Raw genomic sequence first — 16,278 nt, forward strand, 5'->3', positions numbered from 1 at the left:
CCAGAACAGCGTCTTTTTGAAAATAAAATAATTTTAAGCATTGTGAATCGATGTTTCGTGAGAGCTATGATTCGCACAAAGACTCTAGCATATGGTGTATTTGCTTGCCGACAGACAGCCTGCTATACTTCTCTGAAGCATCCTTCACAGCATTCTCTGCAATTTCTTCCCTAAGCTCGTCCACCCGAATCAACAGCTTTATCGCCGCTGCTAATTCCTTAGCAGATTCTTTACGAACTATTATTCCCGTATGCATATGCTGAATAATTTCCTTAGGACCATCTGTATCGGTAGAAACTACCGCTTTTCCATGCATCATAGCTTCGACAACAACAAGGCTGAAGCTTTCCCTAAGAGACGGAACACACACTATATCAACGGACCTATAAAACTCTTCCCTATCAGAAACAAGGCCAACAAATTCCACATATCCGGAAAGATCTTTGTCTATAACAGTTTTTTCCAGGTGTTTTTTAAACTTTCCAACTCCACCTATTATAGCCTTACAGCTAAATCCAGAATTTTTGAGTATCTGCATAGCGTCGATCAAATACTGGAACCCTTTGTCGCGGCTCATCCTGCCTAACGCCCCAATAACAAGAGTTCTCTCTGCCGACTTCTTGCTGCTAGAACTGGTACAAACAACCTCTCTAGCGTCACAAAACACCATATTTGGAATATATCTAGCGCAAGAGGTCTTACCATATTTTTCTAACACTTCCGCGTGCATAGCCTTGTTTATAGAAACCAGCACATCCAGAGATTTCGCGTGCTTAGCATGTCTTTTATCATGAAGAACAGCTATCGTCTTTCGCTTCTTTGCAACAAACCTAGCTATTTTTATCGCCCTCTTTCCATGAAGTATTACAACATCTATCTTTTCTCTGCGAAGTATTGCGCACAGCTTGGCCGCAGCAACAAAATCCCAAGAGCAAACACAATTCAGCTCTTTTATCTTCACTTTACTTTTGTCTATAAGAGAAATGCATGCAGCACCTTTAGGCGCGACCGCAAGACTGTAATGATTAAAATCAGGAAGAATGTTGCAGTAACTCGCGAACGCCTGCTCTGTTCCGCCAACACCACTCATCAGCATCACATTAGCAACACGCACAACCAGCCCCAGATAAAATAACTCTCCACGGTGAAAATATCACTTTCTTTCCTTAAAAATCAATTGAAATTTCGTAACCATGTTGATCAGAACCATATTCCTAAAAAACTACAAATTTTATTGTGGTTAAAAATTAACAACGATGGTGATAAAATTGCGCCATACATTACTAAATTTTGAAAAAATATGTTCATAGATAGCCACTGCCACCTCGACAGGTATGAAAAACCGGAGCTGGAAGAAATTATAGAAAAGTCCAAGAAAGGCGGCATAGCTGCGATGCTAACTGTGTGCACTTCTATGAATAATTTCCAAGATGTAATAAAAATAGCCGAAAAATACGATAATGTATTCGCTAGCGTTGGAATTCATCCTGGAGACGACTCTCTTAGGGACCTCTCACAAAAACAAGTGTTCGACTGGCTGCTATACAATTCCCAGCATGAAAAAGTTGTCTGCATAGGAGAAGCTGGCGTGGATACATCTTCTCCAAACAACATAGATTTGCAAAAATCCATCTTCAAAGCTCATATAAAAGCAGCTATACACACTTGCTTGCCGCTTTCTGTTCATGTGCGAGACGCTCATAAAGATGTAGTAGAAACTGTTAATGCCGTGAATTCAGAAGAAGGCGCAAAAGCAACCGGCGCTATTCATTGCTTCACTGGAACAAAAGATGAAGCCGCCGCAGAACTTGATGTAGGATTTTTTATCAGCTTTTCCGGGATAGTAACGTTTAAAAACGCTGCCCAGGTCAAAGAAGCCGCAAAATTCACCCCTACAGAAAGAATGCTAATAGAAACCGATTCTCCATGGCTATCTCCAGAACCACATAGAGGAAAGAAAAACGTTCCAATATATGTGAATGAGGTAGCAAAATGCATAGCGGCGCAAAAAGGTGTAAGTGTATCAGACGTCGCCAAAACAACATCAAAAAACTTTTTTTCCCTTTTTGAGAAAGCTTCAAGTCACAAAAACTACCATATTATGAGTGAAAACTATATTGTACAAAGAGACAGAGAAAACAAATGAAGATAATTTTTCTTGGCTGCGGAGCGTCAGTGGGCGTTCCTATAATCACTGGCGACTGGGGAAGCTGTTCGGTAAATAACCCTAAAAACATCAGGACAAGAAGTTCTGTTGCAGTCGAAATCAACGGTAAATTGCTTCTTATAGACATGTCTGCAGATATCAGGCATCAACTCTTGAGAGAAAAGATCCGATTCATAGACTCTGCCCTGTGTACGCATTCCCATTTCGACCACGCAGCAGGAATTAATGAATTAAAACCTTTTTTTGTAAAATATGGTAAAAAAATCCCAGTATATGGACACAAAACGACGATGGACGAACTCTGCAGCTGCTACTCACACGTTTTTACACGAAGCGGTACTCCATGCTGCGAAGATATAACTTTTCTGCCATTCCTCACTCGCCACGACGTTGATGGCGAATTTGAAGTTTTTGGAGAACAAATAATCTCATTCCAACAAAGCCATGGTCTCGAATTTAGCACTGGGTTCAGATTTTCGTCTTGGGCATATTCCACAGACGTAAGCGCTCTTGATGAACACGTATTTTCGCTTCTGAAAAACCTTGACCTTTGGATAGTAAGCTGCCTCTCTCAAAGATGGAAAGCAAAACACGCTCCTCTTGAAGAAGTTCTCGAATGGATCAAACGAGTAAACCCAAAAAGAGCAATAATAACCCATATGTCAGCAGATCTTGATTACAACACCCTAAGACAAACCCTTCCACATAGCATAGAACCTGCGTATGACGGAATGGTGATAGAAGTTACATAACAGCTACGCATAAGCTCCTGTCAATCTTTTCAACACAACAAACCAACAGCGCCAGCTCTATGAGGACCAGTACACACTCAGCTGCTTCGCAACCGCTGTTGAGATATGATAGAGGTGGAAAATGGTTGGGAGAGAGGCAGGCAAACGTCTACCTTTTCTCCAACCTCACAGATGCAAAAAACTCGCTCAAAATAAGCGAACACTCTCTCTCCATAACCCCGCCGATTACTTCTGTCGCAAAAAATCCTCTTCCATGTTCATAAAACAGCCGTGGTCCATGATCTATAGCTCCGCATTTATGATCATACGCACCAAAATAAAGCCTACGAACGCGAGCAAGCCGAATCGCATGAGCGCACATAGCGCAAGGCTCTAAAGTTACATAAATGTCGCAACCGAAAAGATACTTAGATCTAAAGTAAGCCTGAGCAGCTTCTATTACCAGTAACTCTGCATGCGCCAACGAGCTTTTATGTGATTCGCAGATATTATGGCCACGAGCAACAACAGCTCCATCAAAAACCACAACGGCTCCAACTGGAACCTCACCTAAACCAGAAGCGCACCTCGCCTGAGCTAGCGCATCAAACATAAACATAAAAAAAACAAACACACCAGAGCCAAAACGCCGCGCAAAAACCGGCCAACCAGCACACAGAACATCAAAAGAAAAGACCAGAAAAAGACAAAGCGAAGAAAAAAACTAAGCCTGCTGGACGATTTTGTCTTTCTTTTCTTTAATCCTAGCTTTCTTGCCGCTCAATCCACGCATATAGTATATCTTAGAGCGACGAACCTTGCCGCGACGAACATTTTCTATTTTCGAAATTTTTGGGCTATATAACTGAAAAACCCTTTCAACACCAACTCCACCATCAGCAACCCTCCTGATGCAGAAAGTAGAGTGAAGACCGGCATTTCTTCTCGCAATACAAACTCCCTCAAATTTTTGAACACGTTCCCTATCGCCTTCAGAAATTTTCACGTGCACTCGAACCGCATCACCCGGAGAAAACTGATCATCAAGCCTCCCCTCACATAGCTGCGCAATCTGCCCGCTATTAAACTTGTCCAACAAAACAGCCCTACTCACGGCGCTAAACCAGATAACAAACCTACTACAGCACCTTATACCATATTTTGCAAAAATATTCTATAGCTCAAGCCACGGTTGTTCAGCATTCATATATGAATTTTTATCTGCGAATCTAAAGCAACGTTAATAACAGATCGGACTCGTATAGTAATAAATCTATACCATCCACTTCGAGCGCTCTTCTTCTAGATTTCCCAACTCTATGGCCAGCCTTATACAGCCCATCAAATCGTTCATATATCGAACGTTATGGCGCACGATCAGGCTTAAGCCCAAAATTTCTTTTGCTTTCATCAAGTGGTGTAAATATGCTCTGCTGTAACGCCTACATGTCTCGCATTCGCACTCACAATCTATCGGCCTCGTATCTTCTTTAAAACACGACTTGGACAGATTTATGTATTCCCGGTCGTGCACATCTTCCTGTGCGTCCTTCCAATAGCTGGATTTTATAAGTGCGCATCCATGGCGACCAAGCCTTGTCGGAACAACGCAATCAAATGTGTCTATCCCTTCCTTAACACCGTTAAATATATCGCGCACAGCCCCAATCCCTAGAAGATGAACTGGCTTATCGATTTGCTTTAAATGGCTCATAGCCATATTAACGACCTCATACATCTGTGGTTTTGAAGCTCCTAAAGACCCTCCTATAGCAATTCCAAAAAAAGGCATAGAAGCCACAAAACACGCGCTTTCTTTCCTTAGATCTGGATACACTCCGCCTTGAACGATTCCATAAAGCCCCTGCCTCGAAGAAGAGTCATCAATAAAAAACTCATCCATACTGCGCTTCGCCCATCTATGGCTCATCTCCATCGAGTCTTTTGTATATTCTTTGCTTACATTAAACGGGGTGCATTCATCAAGAACACAGATCAAATCTGCTCCCAGTTTTTTCTGTACAGAAATCGATCGTTCAGGAGTTAGCGTATGTCTAGATCCGTCTATATAAGATATGAACGAAGCGCCAGTTTCATTTATGCTAACACCAGCTTTCCTGACCCCAAACTGAAGCCCGCGCTTACCTTTCACCTCGCAAGAAACAGAACCGTGCCCGAAACAGAAAATTTGATATCCGCCAGAGTCTGTAAATATCGGGCCATCCCATCCCATGAAAGAATGAAGTCCCCCTGCCTTAGCTATAAGGTCCTCTCCTGGCTGAAGCATAAGATGGTATGTATTCGAAAGCAAAATCTGCGTCTTCTCTTCTGACATTTGCTGGGCCGACAGCCCCTTAACAGAAGCTTTTGTAGCGCAAAATAAAAAAGCAGGAGTTTTAAAAGAACCGTGGGCAGTTGAAATAATGCCTGTTCTCGCAGCACTTTTTTTATCTGTCGACAACACACCGAATTTAAGCATATTAAAAATCACCAATCACAACCGTTTAAGATTTCATTTTAAAAACGATTACTAAAAGTAACAATAGACGCAAAAAATCACCTCCAAAACGACCTGTATTCAACGCTTCATAAATCTAGCCAAACTTTCATAATAAGGCCTTGGTCTGAAGTTACTCTTGCATTCCGTTCACTATATCGCGAAGCAAATCTTTGTCTCGCTCTGTTCCGCCTGCAGCTGGAACATCTTTTTTCTCTGAAGATACGCCGCTTCGGCCGCTTCGACTTTGAGAATAGTTGTGATGCTTTTCTTCATTAGAAGAGTTTTGCCTTTCAGAAACCTTTGGCTCATCACCGGCATCATCTTCCTCATCATTGTTCTCATCAGCTTCATCATCACTTTCCTGGTCTTCTTCATTCGAGCCATTATTATCATCAGCATCTCCGTCATCAGCTCGTCCATTTTCTCCGGCGCTATCGCTCTTGTCTTTTTCTATATTAGGCAGACCTCTTTCATTGCTTGGGTTTATGTCTTCATCCCATTTCTCGCTTGACGGGTCTTCCATATAGATGAGAGCGCGTTCTGTGAAAGCCTTCCATAAATGACTAGCAGGACTGCCTCCTTTCATCGTCTCAAGTGGTTTCGCGTCATCTCTGCCAAACCAAACGCCAGTAACAAGCTCATCAACCATGGCAATAAGCCACAAGTCTTTGTAGTTCTGAGAAGTTCCAGTTTTCCCAAATGCTGTCTTGCCAGGAATCGCGGCATATCTACCTGTTCCATAAGAGATAACTTGCGCCATCATGGTTTTCATCTTTTCGACAACCTCCTTTTCAAGCACTTTTTTCTCACATGGCGTGTACTTATATAACACCTTGCCGTCTTTGTTTTTTATCAACGCTATCCCATAGGGTTTAGCAAAAGTCCCATTATTTGAGATACAAGCAAATGCACCAGTCATCTGAAGAAGGGTGGTTTCTCCTGTACCAAGAGCTATTGTGAGGTTGCGCGGAAGAGGAGTAGTAATGCCAAGCCTTCTGCTTATAGATATGACCTTTTTAACGCCAATTATGCTGGCCAATCTAGCGGCAACAACATTCACGGAAAAAGTAAACGCTCGAGCAAGCGAAATTTCACCGCAAGAAGTGTATTTATAATTTTTTGGAGACCATCCTGCAAATTCAAATTTTGTGTCGCTAATCTTTGATTCAAGAGAAAAACCACGCTCTAACGCAGCAAGGTAAACAAAAAACTTGAACGTAGAACCGGGCTGACGCATAGCATTAGCAGCTCTATTAAATTTGCTTGTCTTATAGTCAAGTCCTCCAACCATCGCACGAACAGCGCCATCTGGGCTGAGAGCCACAAGAGCTACTTGCTCTGCGCTCCATTTAGATCCAACTTTTTCCATGATACGTCTGGCCTGCTGTTCGGCTATTTTTTGGATAGAAGTGTTAATCGTCGTGACAACTTCTATGTCTTCGTCTGAAAGGTCTATCACTTCTGGAAGAGTATCCAAAACCCAGTCTGCGAAATATCTGGAAGAGCTCATTTTCACACCTTCATCAAGCGGCTCTGGCCTAGCCATTATTGCTGCAACTGCGCCCTCAGAAATAAAGCCCGAGTCCACCATAGCTTGAAGCACCTGCTTCGCCCTCTCCTCAGCCCTCTCAGAACTGCTTGCAGGAGAATACCGTGATGGAGCGCGCAACAACCCAACAAGAACAGCAGATTCGTACAGTCCCAGCTCTGTCGCAGACTTACCAAAATACCTACGAGCAGCAGCATCTATACCATATGCCCCGGCCCCCATATACACTCTGTTTAAATACATCGTAAGTATTTGCTGTTTAGTGAATGTGTATTCTATTTGAAATGCAAGTATTGTTTCAGATATCTTTCTGCTGATAGATCTATCGTATGTGGAATATATTTTTTTCGACTGAAGAAAATTTTTTGCAAGCTGCTGAGTAAGCGTGCTTCCTCCTTGCACAACGCATCCAGCTTTTGCATTTCTAAGTAGTGCTCTTGCGAGACCAAATATGTCGATCCCAAAGTGACTATAGAACCTTCTGTCTTCAGTGGCTAATAAAGCATTTATAACGTGTGCAGGGAGTTCTTCGGCCTTAACGCTGCGGCCATATAAATCTCCATACACAGAAATCGTATTTCCATCACTATCAAGTATCGCTATACTTGGCTGCCTTGGAATCACGCTTATTTCTTCTATATCCGGGAGGTCGTATCCAAACCAGAAAAAAATAGCTATAAGAGCTATAATTCCCCAAAGCGCACACATAGCAAAAAACTTCAGAACATACGACAATACAGAAAATGACCGCCTTTTTTTCTTACTAGATGACGCCTTCTGCGCGCTGTTACTTTTATTAAATCTCGTCAGCATATAACTGCCACAATAACTGGCTCAACAAACCCATTCAACAATTCCAGGAGAATATACACTAGAGATTATGAAAAACTCTATACATTTACAAGACTCCGTCAACAAAATCAGTACATCAGACGAGCCAAACGTAAACGCAACAACGACATAAAAATCTGGACGCTGGAGCTATATGCATCTTTCCACATTTCTATTCCAATTTCGGTCGACTTTTACATGAATAAACAAATGAATACTATGCCCCCACATGTTTTGTAATTCATCTCGAGCTCTCATGCCTATTTTTTTTATCGTGCTCCCATTTTTACCTATAAGAAGCTTTTTCTGGCCCAGTTTTTGCACAAACACAGTCTGAAATATCGAAATACCGTCACGAGCAAGATGGCTAAACCGCCCATCATTATCTGAATTTTCTGCAGGATCATACCACCTTTCAGTTTCGACCCTAGAATTATACGGAAGCTCTTGATGAAGCAAGTTAAATATATGCTCCCGAGTAATTTCCGCGGCCATGAATTGCTTTGTAATTTGCGAAACATACCCATCAGGAAACATCCACTCTCCGCGTGGAAGACAATCAAAAATGCTTTGCACAAGATCATCTATTCCGCTGTTTTTCTTGCCAGATATCATAAAAAACTTTTCTATATTTCCAGAAAATTTGGAATACATAGCAGCGATCTCTAATAACGAATCCTTTTCTACAGCATCTGTTTTATTGAACGCTATAAAAACTCGATTTTTATTTTCAACAAGCCTAGAAATCATTTTACAGTTTTGTTCATAATTTGTACGGACAGCGTCAATGATAACGACGCAAATATCCGCATCTCTTGCCCCAGTCCAAGCCGATTTAGCAAGTACCTTTTGCAAAACATCTGTTGGAGCAAAAATAACACCTGGCGTGTCTATGAAAGCTATTTGTTTATTTCCGCGCGACAATATGCCAAAAATCTTTGTCCTGGTTGTGTTGCTTTTTCTAGACACTATAGAAATCTTCTGCCCTAAAATTGAATTAATGAGCGTAGACTTTCCAGCATTGGGTAACCCCAATATTGCAACAAACCCAAAAAACTCCCCTACTAGTTTCCCGTCAAGCTCTATCCCTTTTTGAAAAGCGTCCCCAGCGTCCATATGCTCAGCAAAACCTCCATCCACACGCTCATTATCCTTCTTTATAACGATTATGTCTAATGACGCTAGTTTATATATACAATCGAATTCTGGTCGGAGCAGACAAAGCTTTTATTTTTATATTAATCATTTTTTTGACAAATAGAAGTAAAATGTTTTCATGGAATAGAAACTATATTATAGCATGAAAAAATTATTACTTATGCTTTTGTCGTTGTCTGCGCTATACGGCTTCCAAGATACTCTTGCCGATACGCCCAGCAAAAAAAAACCAGAAAAACAATGGCCTGCTATATATGCGCAAAAAATGCAAAAGAAGCAGCTCGCGTCAAAAATGCAAAAGAAGCAGCTCGCGTCAAAAATGCAAAAGAAGCAGCTCAAAAAAAGAAAGCCGCTTGCGTCAAAAATGCAAAGGAAGCAGCTCAAAAAAAGAAAGCCGCTCGCGTCAAAAATGCAAAAGAAGCAGATCAAAAAAAGAAAGCAGCTTGCGTCAAAAATGCAAAGGAAAATGCTTAACAAAAAATGTTCACACGTTCTGATAAACGTGAGCAAGCTTCTGAAAAAAGGACAAACAAAACAAGCTTGGGCCGCCTCTGGTACGCTAAAAAATTGCCCTATCGAGTATAAAAATGCGTATAAAAATTTGCTTAGCAAGAATAAAAAACTGACAAAACAAATTTCTCACACACAAATTGCTCAGCCTACATTTATCGCGCCACTTGCACCTATGCCAATCATCCAGACAAAATCCGATAAAATCACACAAACACCTGACTTTCAGGATGAAACTCCAATCATAATGGAGACGGCCAGCTCTCTTCCCATAATATCAGAGCTAGGCGCATATAGACGACAACTGTCTGATATTTCAGACACCGCTCTTGGCATGTTTGCACTATACGCCAAAAATATCCTTCCTAGTATGATAGATAATCTAATAAAAGACCATGAAATACAAAAACTTCTCTACAAAAACATTTTGGAAGCAGTTATATCCCACGATGAGAATGAGTCTTTAACAACGGTTTTATCCGTTATGCATAATGCTATCCAGGGTCTTCACCATACAGAAAACACACAAATTATGACAGACATATCAGACATGATAGCGCAACTACCTGATTCAAAAGATAGATTTTATCATACAATAGTCATGTTGGACTTGCTCTCTGATATTACATCTCATAAAGCCGACCCTGCCAGTATAAAGGTGAAGCTGGAACAACTTACGAATGATGTACTTTCAAAGGCAACCGCCCACGCTGCCCCAGCCCATGAGGAGATTATTTCTTCAAAAATCGACCTCCATGATCCGATGTTAGAGCAGGCTCATATGCTTGACAAACAAGAAGAAGAAGAAAAATTATCAACTGCAACTTTCGGAACACCTATAAACAGAATAATAGAGGATTTTGCTCAAGAACACGCAGAAACAATTAAAGGCGCCGCAATTGCGCAAGACCTCGCAACAATTAATAAACTAGAGCAAAAAATAAAAGAAAACGAGAATAAAATAAATACCTTAAAAAGTCAAAATGTCATAATAGAAGAAGTCAGACCGGAAATTATAGAAGCTTTTAACAGTAGCTCTGCGTCAAAAATAGACCAGGTCGCGAAAATAGTGGAAGAAAAAGCTTTTAAGATTATTAAACCATCGCCACAAAAAAACATAGTGAGATATTTTAGCGCCGCATCAAATATAGTCTCTAACTCTAAACATCTTGAAATGTACAAAGATGCTAAAGTAAGCGGAGAGCTAAGAACTGTCATCAACTCAGATGATGTTTATAAAATACTCGGAATAGACAGAGCAAAAGCCGCAGTAATTTCAGGTAAAGATTTACAACGAGAAACTGTACTTCTAGCTAAAATTTGCGGACAAGAAATCAGAAACAGCGGCCTTCCAAAAGAAATACAAAAACCAGTGATGGAAAAAATAAACAGCGCTAAAATGATTGTATCTACGCAAACCGACTCTTCATCAGAAGAATTACTTTCTGAAATAAGACCTTCAAACATAGCAGAAGACTTAGAAAACGAAAATTCCGCCACCCAGACTACAATAGCAAACTTGGAACTAGCAAACCTGGGAAGATTTGAAAAAGAACTAGAATCAGATGCTCCTATGAATTTTTCAAGAACTCTAGGAATTCCAATGTCTATGAGCGGAGACAAAGCATTGGCTATATCTGCTCTCTATCAGTGGAAAAATTATTTTTTGGATAGAGGCAAAGAAGGGCCTTCGAAGCAAATCATTGACGGCATAATCCAAAAAGCATTAAATCGCGCCAAATAGTTGTAGAAGCAATATTTGGTAACTGTGTGTATACAAGGCGGCGCATCAACAATTGAGCGCGCTCGCCTTGTTTTTTATACAGGGATTTTGATTTACCGTATCAGATCAATAACACCCACAAAGCTAAAATTTCTGCGCAACTTACAACTCAAACAAATTCCAGGATGACTCTAGACGCTAGATATCGATTGCAACAGTAATTATAAAACAGATGTCACCTAAACTCCCCTGCGAAATTTTTTGATCATCATTTCTCTCTTAGACTCAGGAGCTAATTCAATCTCTCGTCCTATTTTCCCGACTTGCTTCATAGCCTTTTTCATTGCCTGAAACTGTTTTAATAGCCTGTTTATCTCTTGCACAGACGTACCGCTTCCAGCCGCTATACGAATTTTCCTGGAAGCGTTAAGTGTTTCTGGAAATTTTCGCTCTTTCTTAGTCATTGACGAAATTATTGCAAGCTGAGACTTAAAAGAAGCGTTCTCTATTCTATCTCCAATTTTCTCTTTTATCCTGCGCGCTCCTGGAAGAGAACCTAAAAGCCCCTTTATACCACCTATTTTTTCTATTTGGAGAATCTTTTTTGCAAGATCGTCGAGCGTAAATACACCTTTTTGCATAGAAGAAAACTCTTTAATCTGGTCTTCCTTCGATGCAGCCTCTGCAGCAGTCTCCACAAGCCCAACTATATCACCCATATCCAGTATTCTGTCCGCAATCCGAGAAGGAGAGAATTCTTCCACTTGATCTGGCCTTTCTCCAACTCCAAGCAATTTTATCGGTTTTCCCGTGACCGCTCTAACAGAGAGAGCGGCGCCGCCCCTTCCATCAGAATCGACACGCGACAAACACACACCGGTTAGCCCAACAGAATCATTAAATGCATTTGCTGTGGATATGATGTCTTGGCCAGAAAGTGAATCTGCCACAAACAAAGTTTCAACTGGCGAAAGAGCTTTGTTCAAACTTCGAGCCTCTTCCATAAGCCCTTCATTAACCTGCATCCTTCCTGCTGTATCGACAATCAAAATGTCATACGCTCCGCCCCTGGCTTTTTCTAGAGCGATTTTAGCTATGCCAACAGGAGAAGCTCCTGACTCGCTTTGAAAAACGTCAACACCTATTTGGGCTCCCAAAACTTCTAATTGCTCCATGGCCGCTGGACGATACACGTCAACAGATGCCATCATACTCTTTTTTCCGTAATTTTTTTTCAGAAAAAACGCTAATTTGGCGCTCATCGTAGTTTTACCGCTTCCCTGAAGCCCAACCATCATGATCACAGCCGGATCGCCACTACGGCTATTTTTTACGCGAAAAGAGCTTTCATCATGAGTCATTGTCTTAATCAACTGGTCGTGAACTATTTTTACAACCATCTGCGCCGGATTAACACTTTTTATAATTTTCATTCCCAATGCTTTTTCTTTAGCAGATTCTATAAACTCTTTAGCTACAGATATAGCCACATCAGCCTCTAAAAGAGCTACCCTTATTTCGCGCATAGCAGAGTCTATATCGGCTTCAGTAAGAGCTCCCTTATTTCTTACTTTGCTGAATATATCCCCAAGTTTTTTCCCAAGCGAATCGAACATCAAATACTTCCAAGAGAGATCATTTGTATATTATAGCTACAAATGAGCCTCTGGCACTCTTTAATATGAAGCAACATAGCAAAATCACATACTAGCATAGAATTAAGAAAAACCAACATAAAAGCAAAAATTAATTTTTTCTTTGTAAAATAGAAATCTAAACCATAAAAACTATAAAAACCATGAAAAAATCAATAATAACATTTTTTATATTTATGCTTGCGCCAACGTCTTACGCGAAGATAACAGTCAAACGTGAAGGGTTTGATAAAGAAGACCTGCGGATTTTTAACGAATTGATGGGGCAAAACGCCAATAATGCCAATAACGCCAATAATGCTAATAACGCCAATAATGCCAATAATGCCAATATCGCCAATAACGCCAATAACGCCAATAATGCCAATAATGCCAATAATGCCAATAATGCCAATAATGCCAATAATGCCAATAATGCCAATAATGCCAATAATGCCAATAATGCCAATAATGCCAATATCGCCAATAACGATGACAATACACATAACCCACGCATAGCTGATAAGCTCTCACAGTCTTTTTATATTCCTGAAAAACCCGACAGTAACGGTCCGATAGCCGGTTCAGACAATGCCTATGGTTATGAAGAAGAGGATCATCCAATAAAAATTACACCAAAAGATATCAAATCCAGAGAGCATCTTATAGCGTCGCTCGTTTCAAAAAAAATTATTAGCGAAAAAGATCTCCGCTCAAAGTCTTTTACAGCATTCTGCAACGACGGAACCGCTTTTCTAGTACCAAAAAAATGGCATAAAATAGACATAATCGGGCTTGGCGGACACATATCACATCCTGGTATGCTAAACGTCATAGTATCGTGCGCGCAACACGGAGGGGTGAACTCAGACAAAATACTAGACAACGAAAACGGAAACACTATACCCGTAAACAAAGAAAAAATAAAAAAGATCATTGAGGAAAGCGCCAGTTATAAAAAAAATGGGCTAAAAGTTAGCAAAGAATGTTTAGCAGCTGCATTTGAGGGAAACGTCAATTTCGACAATACCGTCGGTAAATTTGTATGCGAAGGTAGCGGGAAAAATCTATCAGAAGGACAATGCAAAAACTGTGCTCAATTTTTAGACTCGATAAAAAAGTCTCCATTTGAAGTAAACAATGCATTCAAAGGATACACCGCTTCCTCCAGTGGCTATAAAGCATAATTAATATAATTAATATAATTAATAAAACAAAAATACACGATACCATCCAGTATCACCATCACTTTACAGCGCAACTTTGACGTCAGAAATCGCTCTAAGCTCTGCGCTGAAATTATATTTAACAGCGACTATATTTACGCCATTATATATAAAGCTAATAAAAAATAAATTCTTTTATTATAAAATTAATCTATAAATAAAAAACCACTACCTATTATGAAAAAAATTTCAGCAACACTTCTAGCGCTAATTCTGGCGTCAAACTGCAGCGCGTCAAAATTTTTAGACATGTTTGGCAAAAAAAATAAAAAACAACCAACAGAGTTAACATATCAACAACAAAAACAAGAAGAAGAAGAAAAACAGCTGAGTCCAAAACAAAATCAGTTAAAAAAAAGAGGAGATGCTCTTAATCAGATAGCAGACCACTCCAAACAACAGATCGCGCTTTCTGAGCAACTTTTAGAACGCACTAGGCTTTTTAGAGAACAACAACTCGCACAGCAAGAGCAAGAGAGGCAGGAACAGGTGCAAAATGCCTCTTTCACAGTATTCTGCAAAGACGGAAAGGCCTCTTATATAGTACCAAAAAAATGGCATAAAATAGACGTAATCGGGCTTGGCGGACACCCATCTCACCCAGGTATGCTAAACGCTATATCTGCATGCGTAATGCACGGAGGCATCGACATCAACAACGTCATAGACAACAAGAACAATATTCCGGTCGCCTCAGAAAAAATAAAAAAAATCCTTGCAGAAAGCGCAAACTATAAGAAAAAAGGAGAAATACAAAACTACCTCAGCCAGGCCTGCATCATGGCCGCAGCAGAGGGAAACATAAAAGACAAGAGTTCCTTTATGTCCAAAACAAAAACATACAAATGCAGCGGCAGCGGAGCCAGCCTCAAAGCCGGCGAATGTAACGCCTGCGGAGAGTATTTTTACGGCACGCTCCAACAGTTTCCATCAAGAGTAAGCCATGCTTTTGATGGATATAATTCACAATAAATGATCGCTAGTAACATATTCAATGCGCATAGTTTCGAATAGGCCAGAGAACTCTGATGTTTATTTCGAGATATGCGCACATCAACAACAACAATCATTAGCGCCAATCGCAGCAATTATGATATTATTTTTTTCTCCAGCATAAAAAACACTAAACTCCCGTCTTAGCACAAAAAAATGAAAAAATGTAAAAACAACAGACAGTCCCTTACCATTAAAACGCTTTTGGATGGCTTTGCATACTATGATATACTCATACAGAGAGTCTTTATTATCCGAGTTTTATCAATTAATGCGTTGCGGCAACAAACCAGAATGGCTTAAAGTACGCGTGCGCGCGGATGGCTTCGCGAAAACAACAGAAGCGGCGTGCGCAGGAATCATAACTGTTTGCGCGGAATCTAAGTGCCCTAATATCAGCGAATGTTGGTCTAGGAAACACGCCGCCTTTATGATTCTGGGCGATACCTGCTCCAGAAGGTGCACATATTGCAATATAAAAAAAGGATGCCCTTCGTCTCCTGTCGACCCCAAAGAGCCAGAGAAAATAGCTAACGCTGTTGTAGGACTTGGCTTGAGGCACGTTGTAATAACTTCTGTAACAAGAGACGATCTTCCAGATGGAGGGGCCAGTGCGTTTCGCGACGTAATAGTTTGTGTGCGCACGTTATCGCCAAAAACAACCATAGAAATTTTGGTTCCAGACTTCCTAAACAAGCCTGGAGCCCTAGAAATTATAGCGACCGCTGAACCTAATGTTTTTAACCACAACATAGAGACTGTAGAAAGGTTGTTTGGCATAGTCCGACCAGGAGCAAGTTATAGACATTCCCTAAAGCTACTACAAGAAGCAAAACTGATCATGCCAAAGGTGTTCACAAAATCAGGGCTCATGGTTGGTCTCGGAGAAACAGATGAGCAAATAGAAGAGACCATATGCGATCTGCGCAAACATCATGTGGATTTCATCACTATAGGACAATATCTTCGACCAAGCCAAGCCCACGCCCCAGTAGATAGATATCTGTCACCAGCAGAGTTTGAAAACATAAAAAAGCTCTCTATTGAAAAAGGATTTTTAATGGTGTCTGCGTCGGCCCTAACTCGCTCATCATACCACGCAGATAAAGATTTTGAAAAACTAGTAGCTGCGCGAAGCGGCTTACAAATCTCATCAACTCAAAAAAAATATGGCAGCTCACTTACAGCCTAACGCATCTCTAAAAACCATGCGCCACCTCAATAACTCGCATCTGTTGGTTCGCATTTATAGCTCA

At 40.6% G+C, this 16,278-nt stretch carries 13 protein-coding genes; 6 read left to right on the top strand and 7 right to left on the bottom strand.

Features of this window, described 5'->3' with window-relative positions; translation table 11 throughout:
* Positions 1–64 precede the first annotated feature (64 nt).
* Positions 65–1,114, bottom strand: a complete 1,050-nt coding sequence (locus HYD_RS01445; RefSeq protein WP_236865616.1) for a glycosyltransferase family 4 protein — start codon at positions 1,112–1,114, stop codon at positions 65–67.
* Positions 1,115–1,300: 186 nt separating this feature from the next.
* On the opposite strand from HYD_RS01445, the gene HYD_RS01450 reads away from it, so the two are divergent.
* Both HYD_RS01450 and HYD_RS01455 read left to right on the top strand, forming a co-directional pair.
* Positions 1,301–2,146, top strand: a complete 846-nt coding sequence (locus HYD_RS01450; protein WP_236865618.1) for a TatD family hydrolase — start codon at positions 1,301–1,303, stop codon at positions 2,144–2,146.
* On the top strand, positions 2,143–2,919 hold the full coding sequence (locus HYD_RS01455; RefSeq protein WP_236865620.1) for an MBL fold metallo-hydrolase: 777 nt from the start codon (positions 2,143–2,145) through the stop codon (positions 2,917–2,919). The genes HYD_RS01450 and HYD_RS01455 overlap by 4 nt, the downstream gene beginning before the upstream one ends.
* A 148-nt stretch (positions 2,920–3,067) precedes the next feature.
* On the opposite strand, the gene HYD_RS01460 is transcribed toward HYD_RS01455, so the two are convergent.
* The 5 genes from HYD_RS01460 to era all read right to left on the bottom strand — a co-directional run bounded on the left by HYD_RS01460 (position 3,068) and on the right by era (position 8,918).
* Complete coding sequence (locus HYD_RS01460) at positions 3,068–3,517, bottom strand: nucleoside deaminase (protein WP_236865622.1); 450 nt, start codon at positions 3,515–3,517, stop codon at positions 3,068–3,070.
* Between the two features lie 105 nt (positions 3,518–3,622).
* A complete protein-coding gene (gene rplS, locus HYD_RS01465) occupies positions 3,623–3,997 on the bottom strand; it encodes a 50S ribosomal protein L19 (protein ID WP_419469451.1) in 375 nt (124 codons plus the stop codon).
* 174 nt (positions 3,998–4,171) lie between these two features.
* Complete coding sequence (gene tgt / locus HYD_RS01470) at positions 4,172–5,377, bottom strand: tRNA guanosine(34) transglycosylase Tgt (RefSeq protein WP_236865624.1); 1,206 nt, start codon at positions 5,375–5,377, stop codon at positions 4,172–4,174.
* Positions 5,378–5,528: 151 nt separating this feature from the next.
* Entirely contained in the window at positions 5,529–7,760 is a 2,232-nt protein-coding gene (locus HYD_RS01475; protein ID WP_236865626.1) for a transglycosylase domain-containing protein, read from the bottom strand.
* A gap of 168 nt (positions 7,761–7,928) precedes the next feature.
* Positions 7,929–8,918, bottom strand: a complete 990-nt coding sequence (era, locus tag HYD_RS01480; protein ID WP_236865627.1) for a GTPase Era — start codon at positions 8,916–8,918, stop codon at positions 7,929–7,931.
* Between the two features lie 160 nt (positions 8,919–9,078).
* Here era and HYD_RS01485 point away from each other — a divergent pair, with 160 nt between their 5' ends.
* The gene (locus HYD_RS01485) at positions 9,079–11,190 is read left to right on the top strand and encodes a hypothetical protein (protein WP_236865629.1); all 2,112 of its coding nucleotides are present in this window, start codon (positions 9,079–9,081) and stop codon (positions 11,188–11,190) included.
* A gap of 218 nt (positions 11,191–11,408) precedes the next feature.
* Here the strand turns inward: HYD_RS01485 and ffh are convergent, their stop codons facing one another.
* The gene (gene ffh / locus HYD_RS01490) at positions 11,409–12,785 is read right to left on the bottom strand and encodes a signal recognition particle protein (RefSeq protein ID WP_236865630.1); all 1,377 of its coding nucleotides are present in this window, start codon (positions 12,783–12,785) and stop codon (positions 11,409–11,411) included.
* Positions 12,786–12,967: 182 nt separating this feature from the next.
* Here ffh and HYD_RS01495 point away from each other — a divergent pair, with 182 nt between their 5' ends.
* The 3 genes from HYD_RS01495 to lipA all read left to right on the top strand — a co-directional run bounded on the left by HYD_RS01495 (position 12,968) and on the right by lipA (position 16,214).
* Positions 12,968–13,990, top strand: a complete 1,023-nt coding sequence (locus tag HYD_RS01495; protein ID WP_236865631.1) for a hypothetical protein — start codon at positions 12,968–12,970, stop codon at positions 13,988–13,990.
* A gap of 216 nt (positions 13,991–14,206) precedes the next feature.
* The gene (locus tag HYD_RS01500; RefSeq protein WP_236865632.1) at positions 14,207–15,001 is read left to right on the top strand and encodes a hypothetical protein; all 795 of its coding nucleotides are present in this window, start codon (positions 14,207–14,209) and stop codon (positions 14,999–15,001) included.
* 229 nt (positions 15,002–15,230) lie between these two features.
* A complete protein-coding gene (gene lipA, locus HYD_RS01505) occupies positions 15,231–16,214 on the top strand; it encodes a lipoyl synthase (RefSeq protein WP_236865633.1) in 984 nt (327 codons plus the stop codon).
* The last annotated feature ends 64 nt before the right edge of the window (positions 16,215–16,278 follow it).

Source organism: Candidatus Hydrogenosomobacter endosymbioticus (genome assembly GCF_021654655.1).
Taxonomy (GTDB): domain Bacteria; phylum Pseudomonadota; class Alphaproteobacteria; order Holosporales; family GW7; genus Hydrogenosomobacter; species Hydrogenosomobacter endosymbioticus.

Bases quoted from the DNA above. Each gene is read 5' to 3' on its own strand.
- HYD_RS01450 (WP_236865618.1), top strand. From the start codon at position 1,301: ATGTTCATAGATAGCCACTGCCACCTCGACAGGTATGAAAAACCGGAG.
- HYD_RS01455 (WP_236865620.1), top strand. From the start codon at position 2,143: ATGAAGATAATTTTTCTTGGCTGCGGAGCGTCAGTGGGCGTTCCTATA.
- HYD_RS01460 (WP_236865622.1), bottom strand. From the start codon at position 3,517: ATGTTTATGTTTGATGCGCTAGCTCAGGCGAGGTGCGCTTCTGGTTTA.
- tgt (WP_236865624.1), bottom strand. From the start codon at position 5,377: ATGCTTAAATTCGGTGTGTTGTCGACAGATAAAAAAAGTGCTGCGAGA.
- HYD_RS01475 (WP_236865626.1), bottom strand. From the start codon at position 7,760: ATGCTGACGAGATTTAATAAAAGTAACAGCGCGCAGAAGGCGTCATCT.
- HYD_RS01485 (WP_236865629.1), top strand. From the start codon at position 9,079: ATGAAAAAATTATTACTTATGCTTTTGTCGTTGTCTGCGCTATACGGC.
- ffh (WP_236865630.1), bottom strand. From the start codon at position 12,785: ATGTTCGATTCGCTTGGGAAAAAACTTGGGGATATATTCAGCAAAGTA.
- HYD_RS01495 (WP_236865631.1), top strand. From the start codon at position 12,968: ATGAAAAAATCAATAATAACATTTTTTATATTTATGCTTGCGCCAACG.
- HYD_RS01500 (WP_236865632.1), top strand. From the start codon at position 14,207: ATGAAAAAAATTTCAGCAACACTTCTAGCGCTAATTCTGGCGTCAAAC.
- lipA (WP_236865633.1), top strand. From the start codon at position 15,231: ATGGCTTTGCATACTATGATATACTCATACAGAGAGTCTTTATTATCC.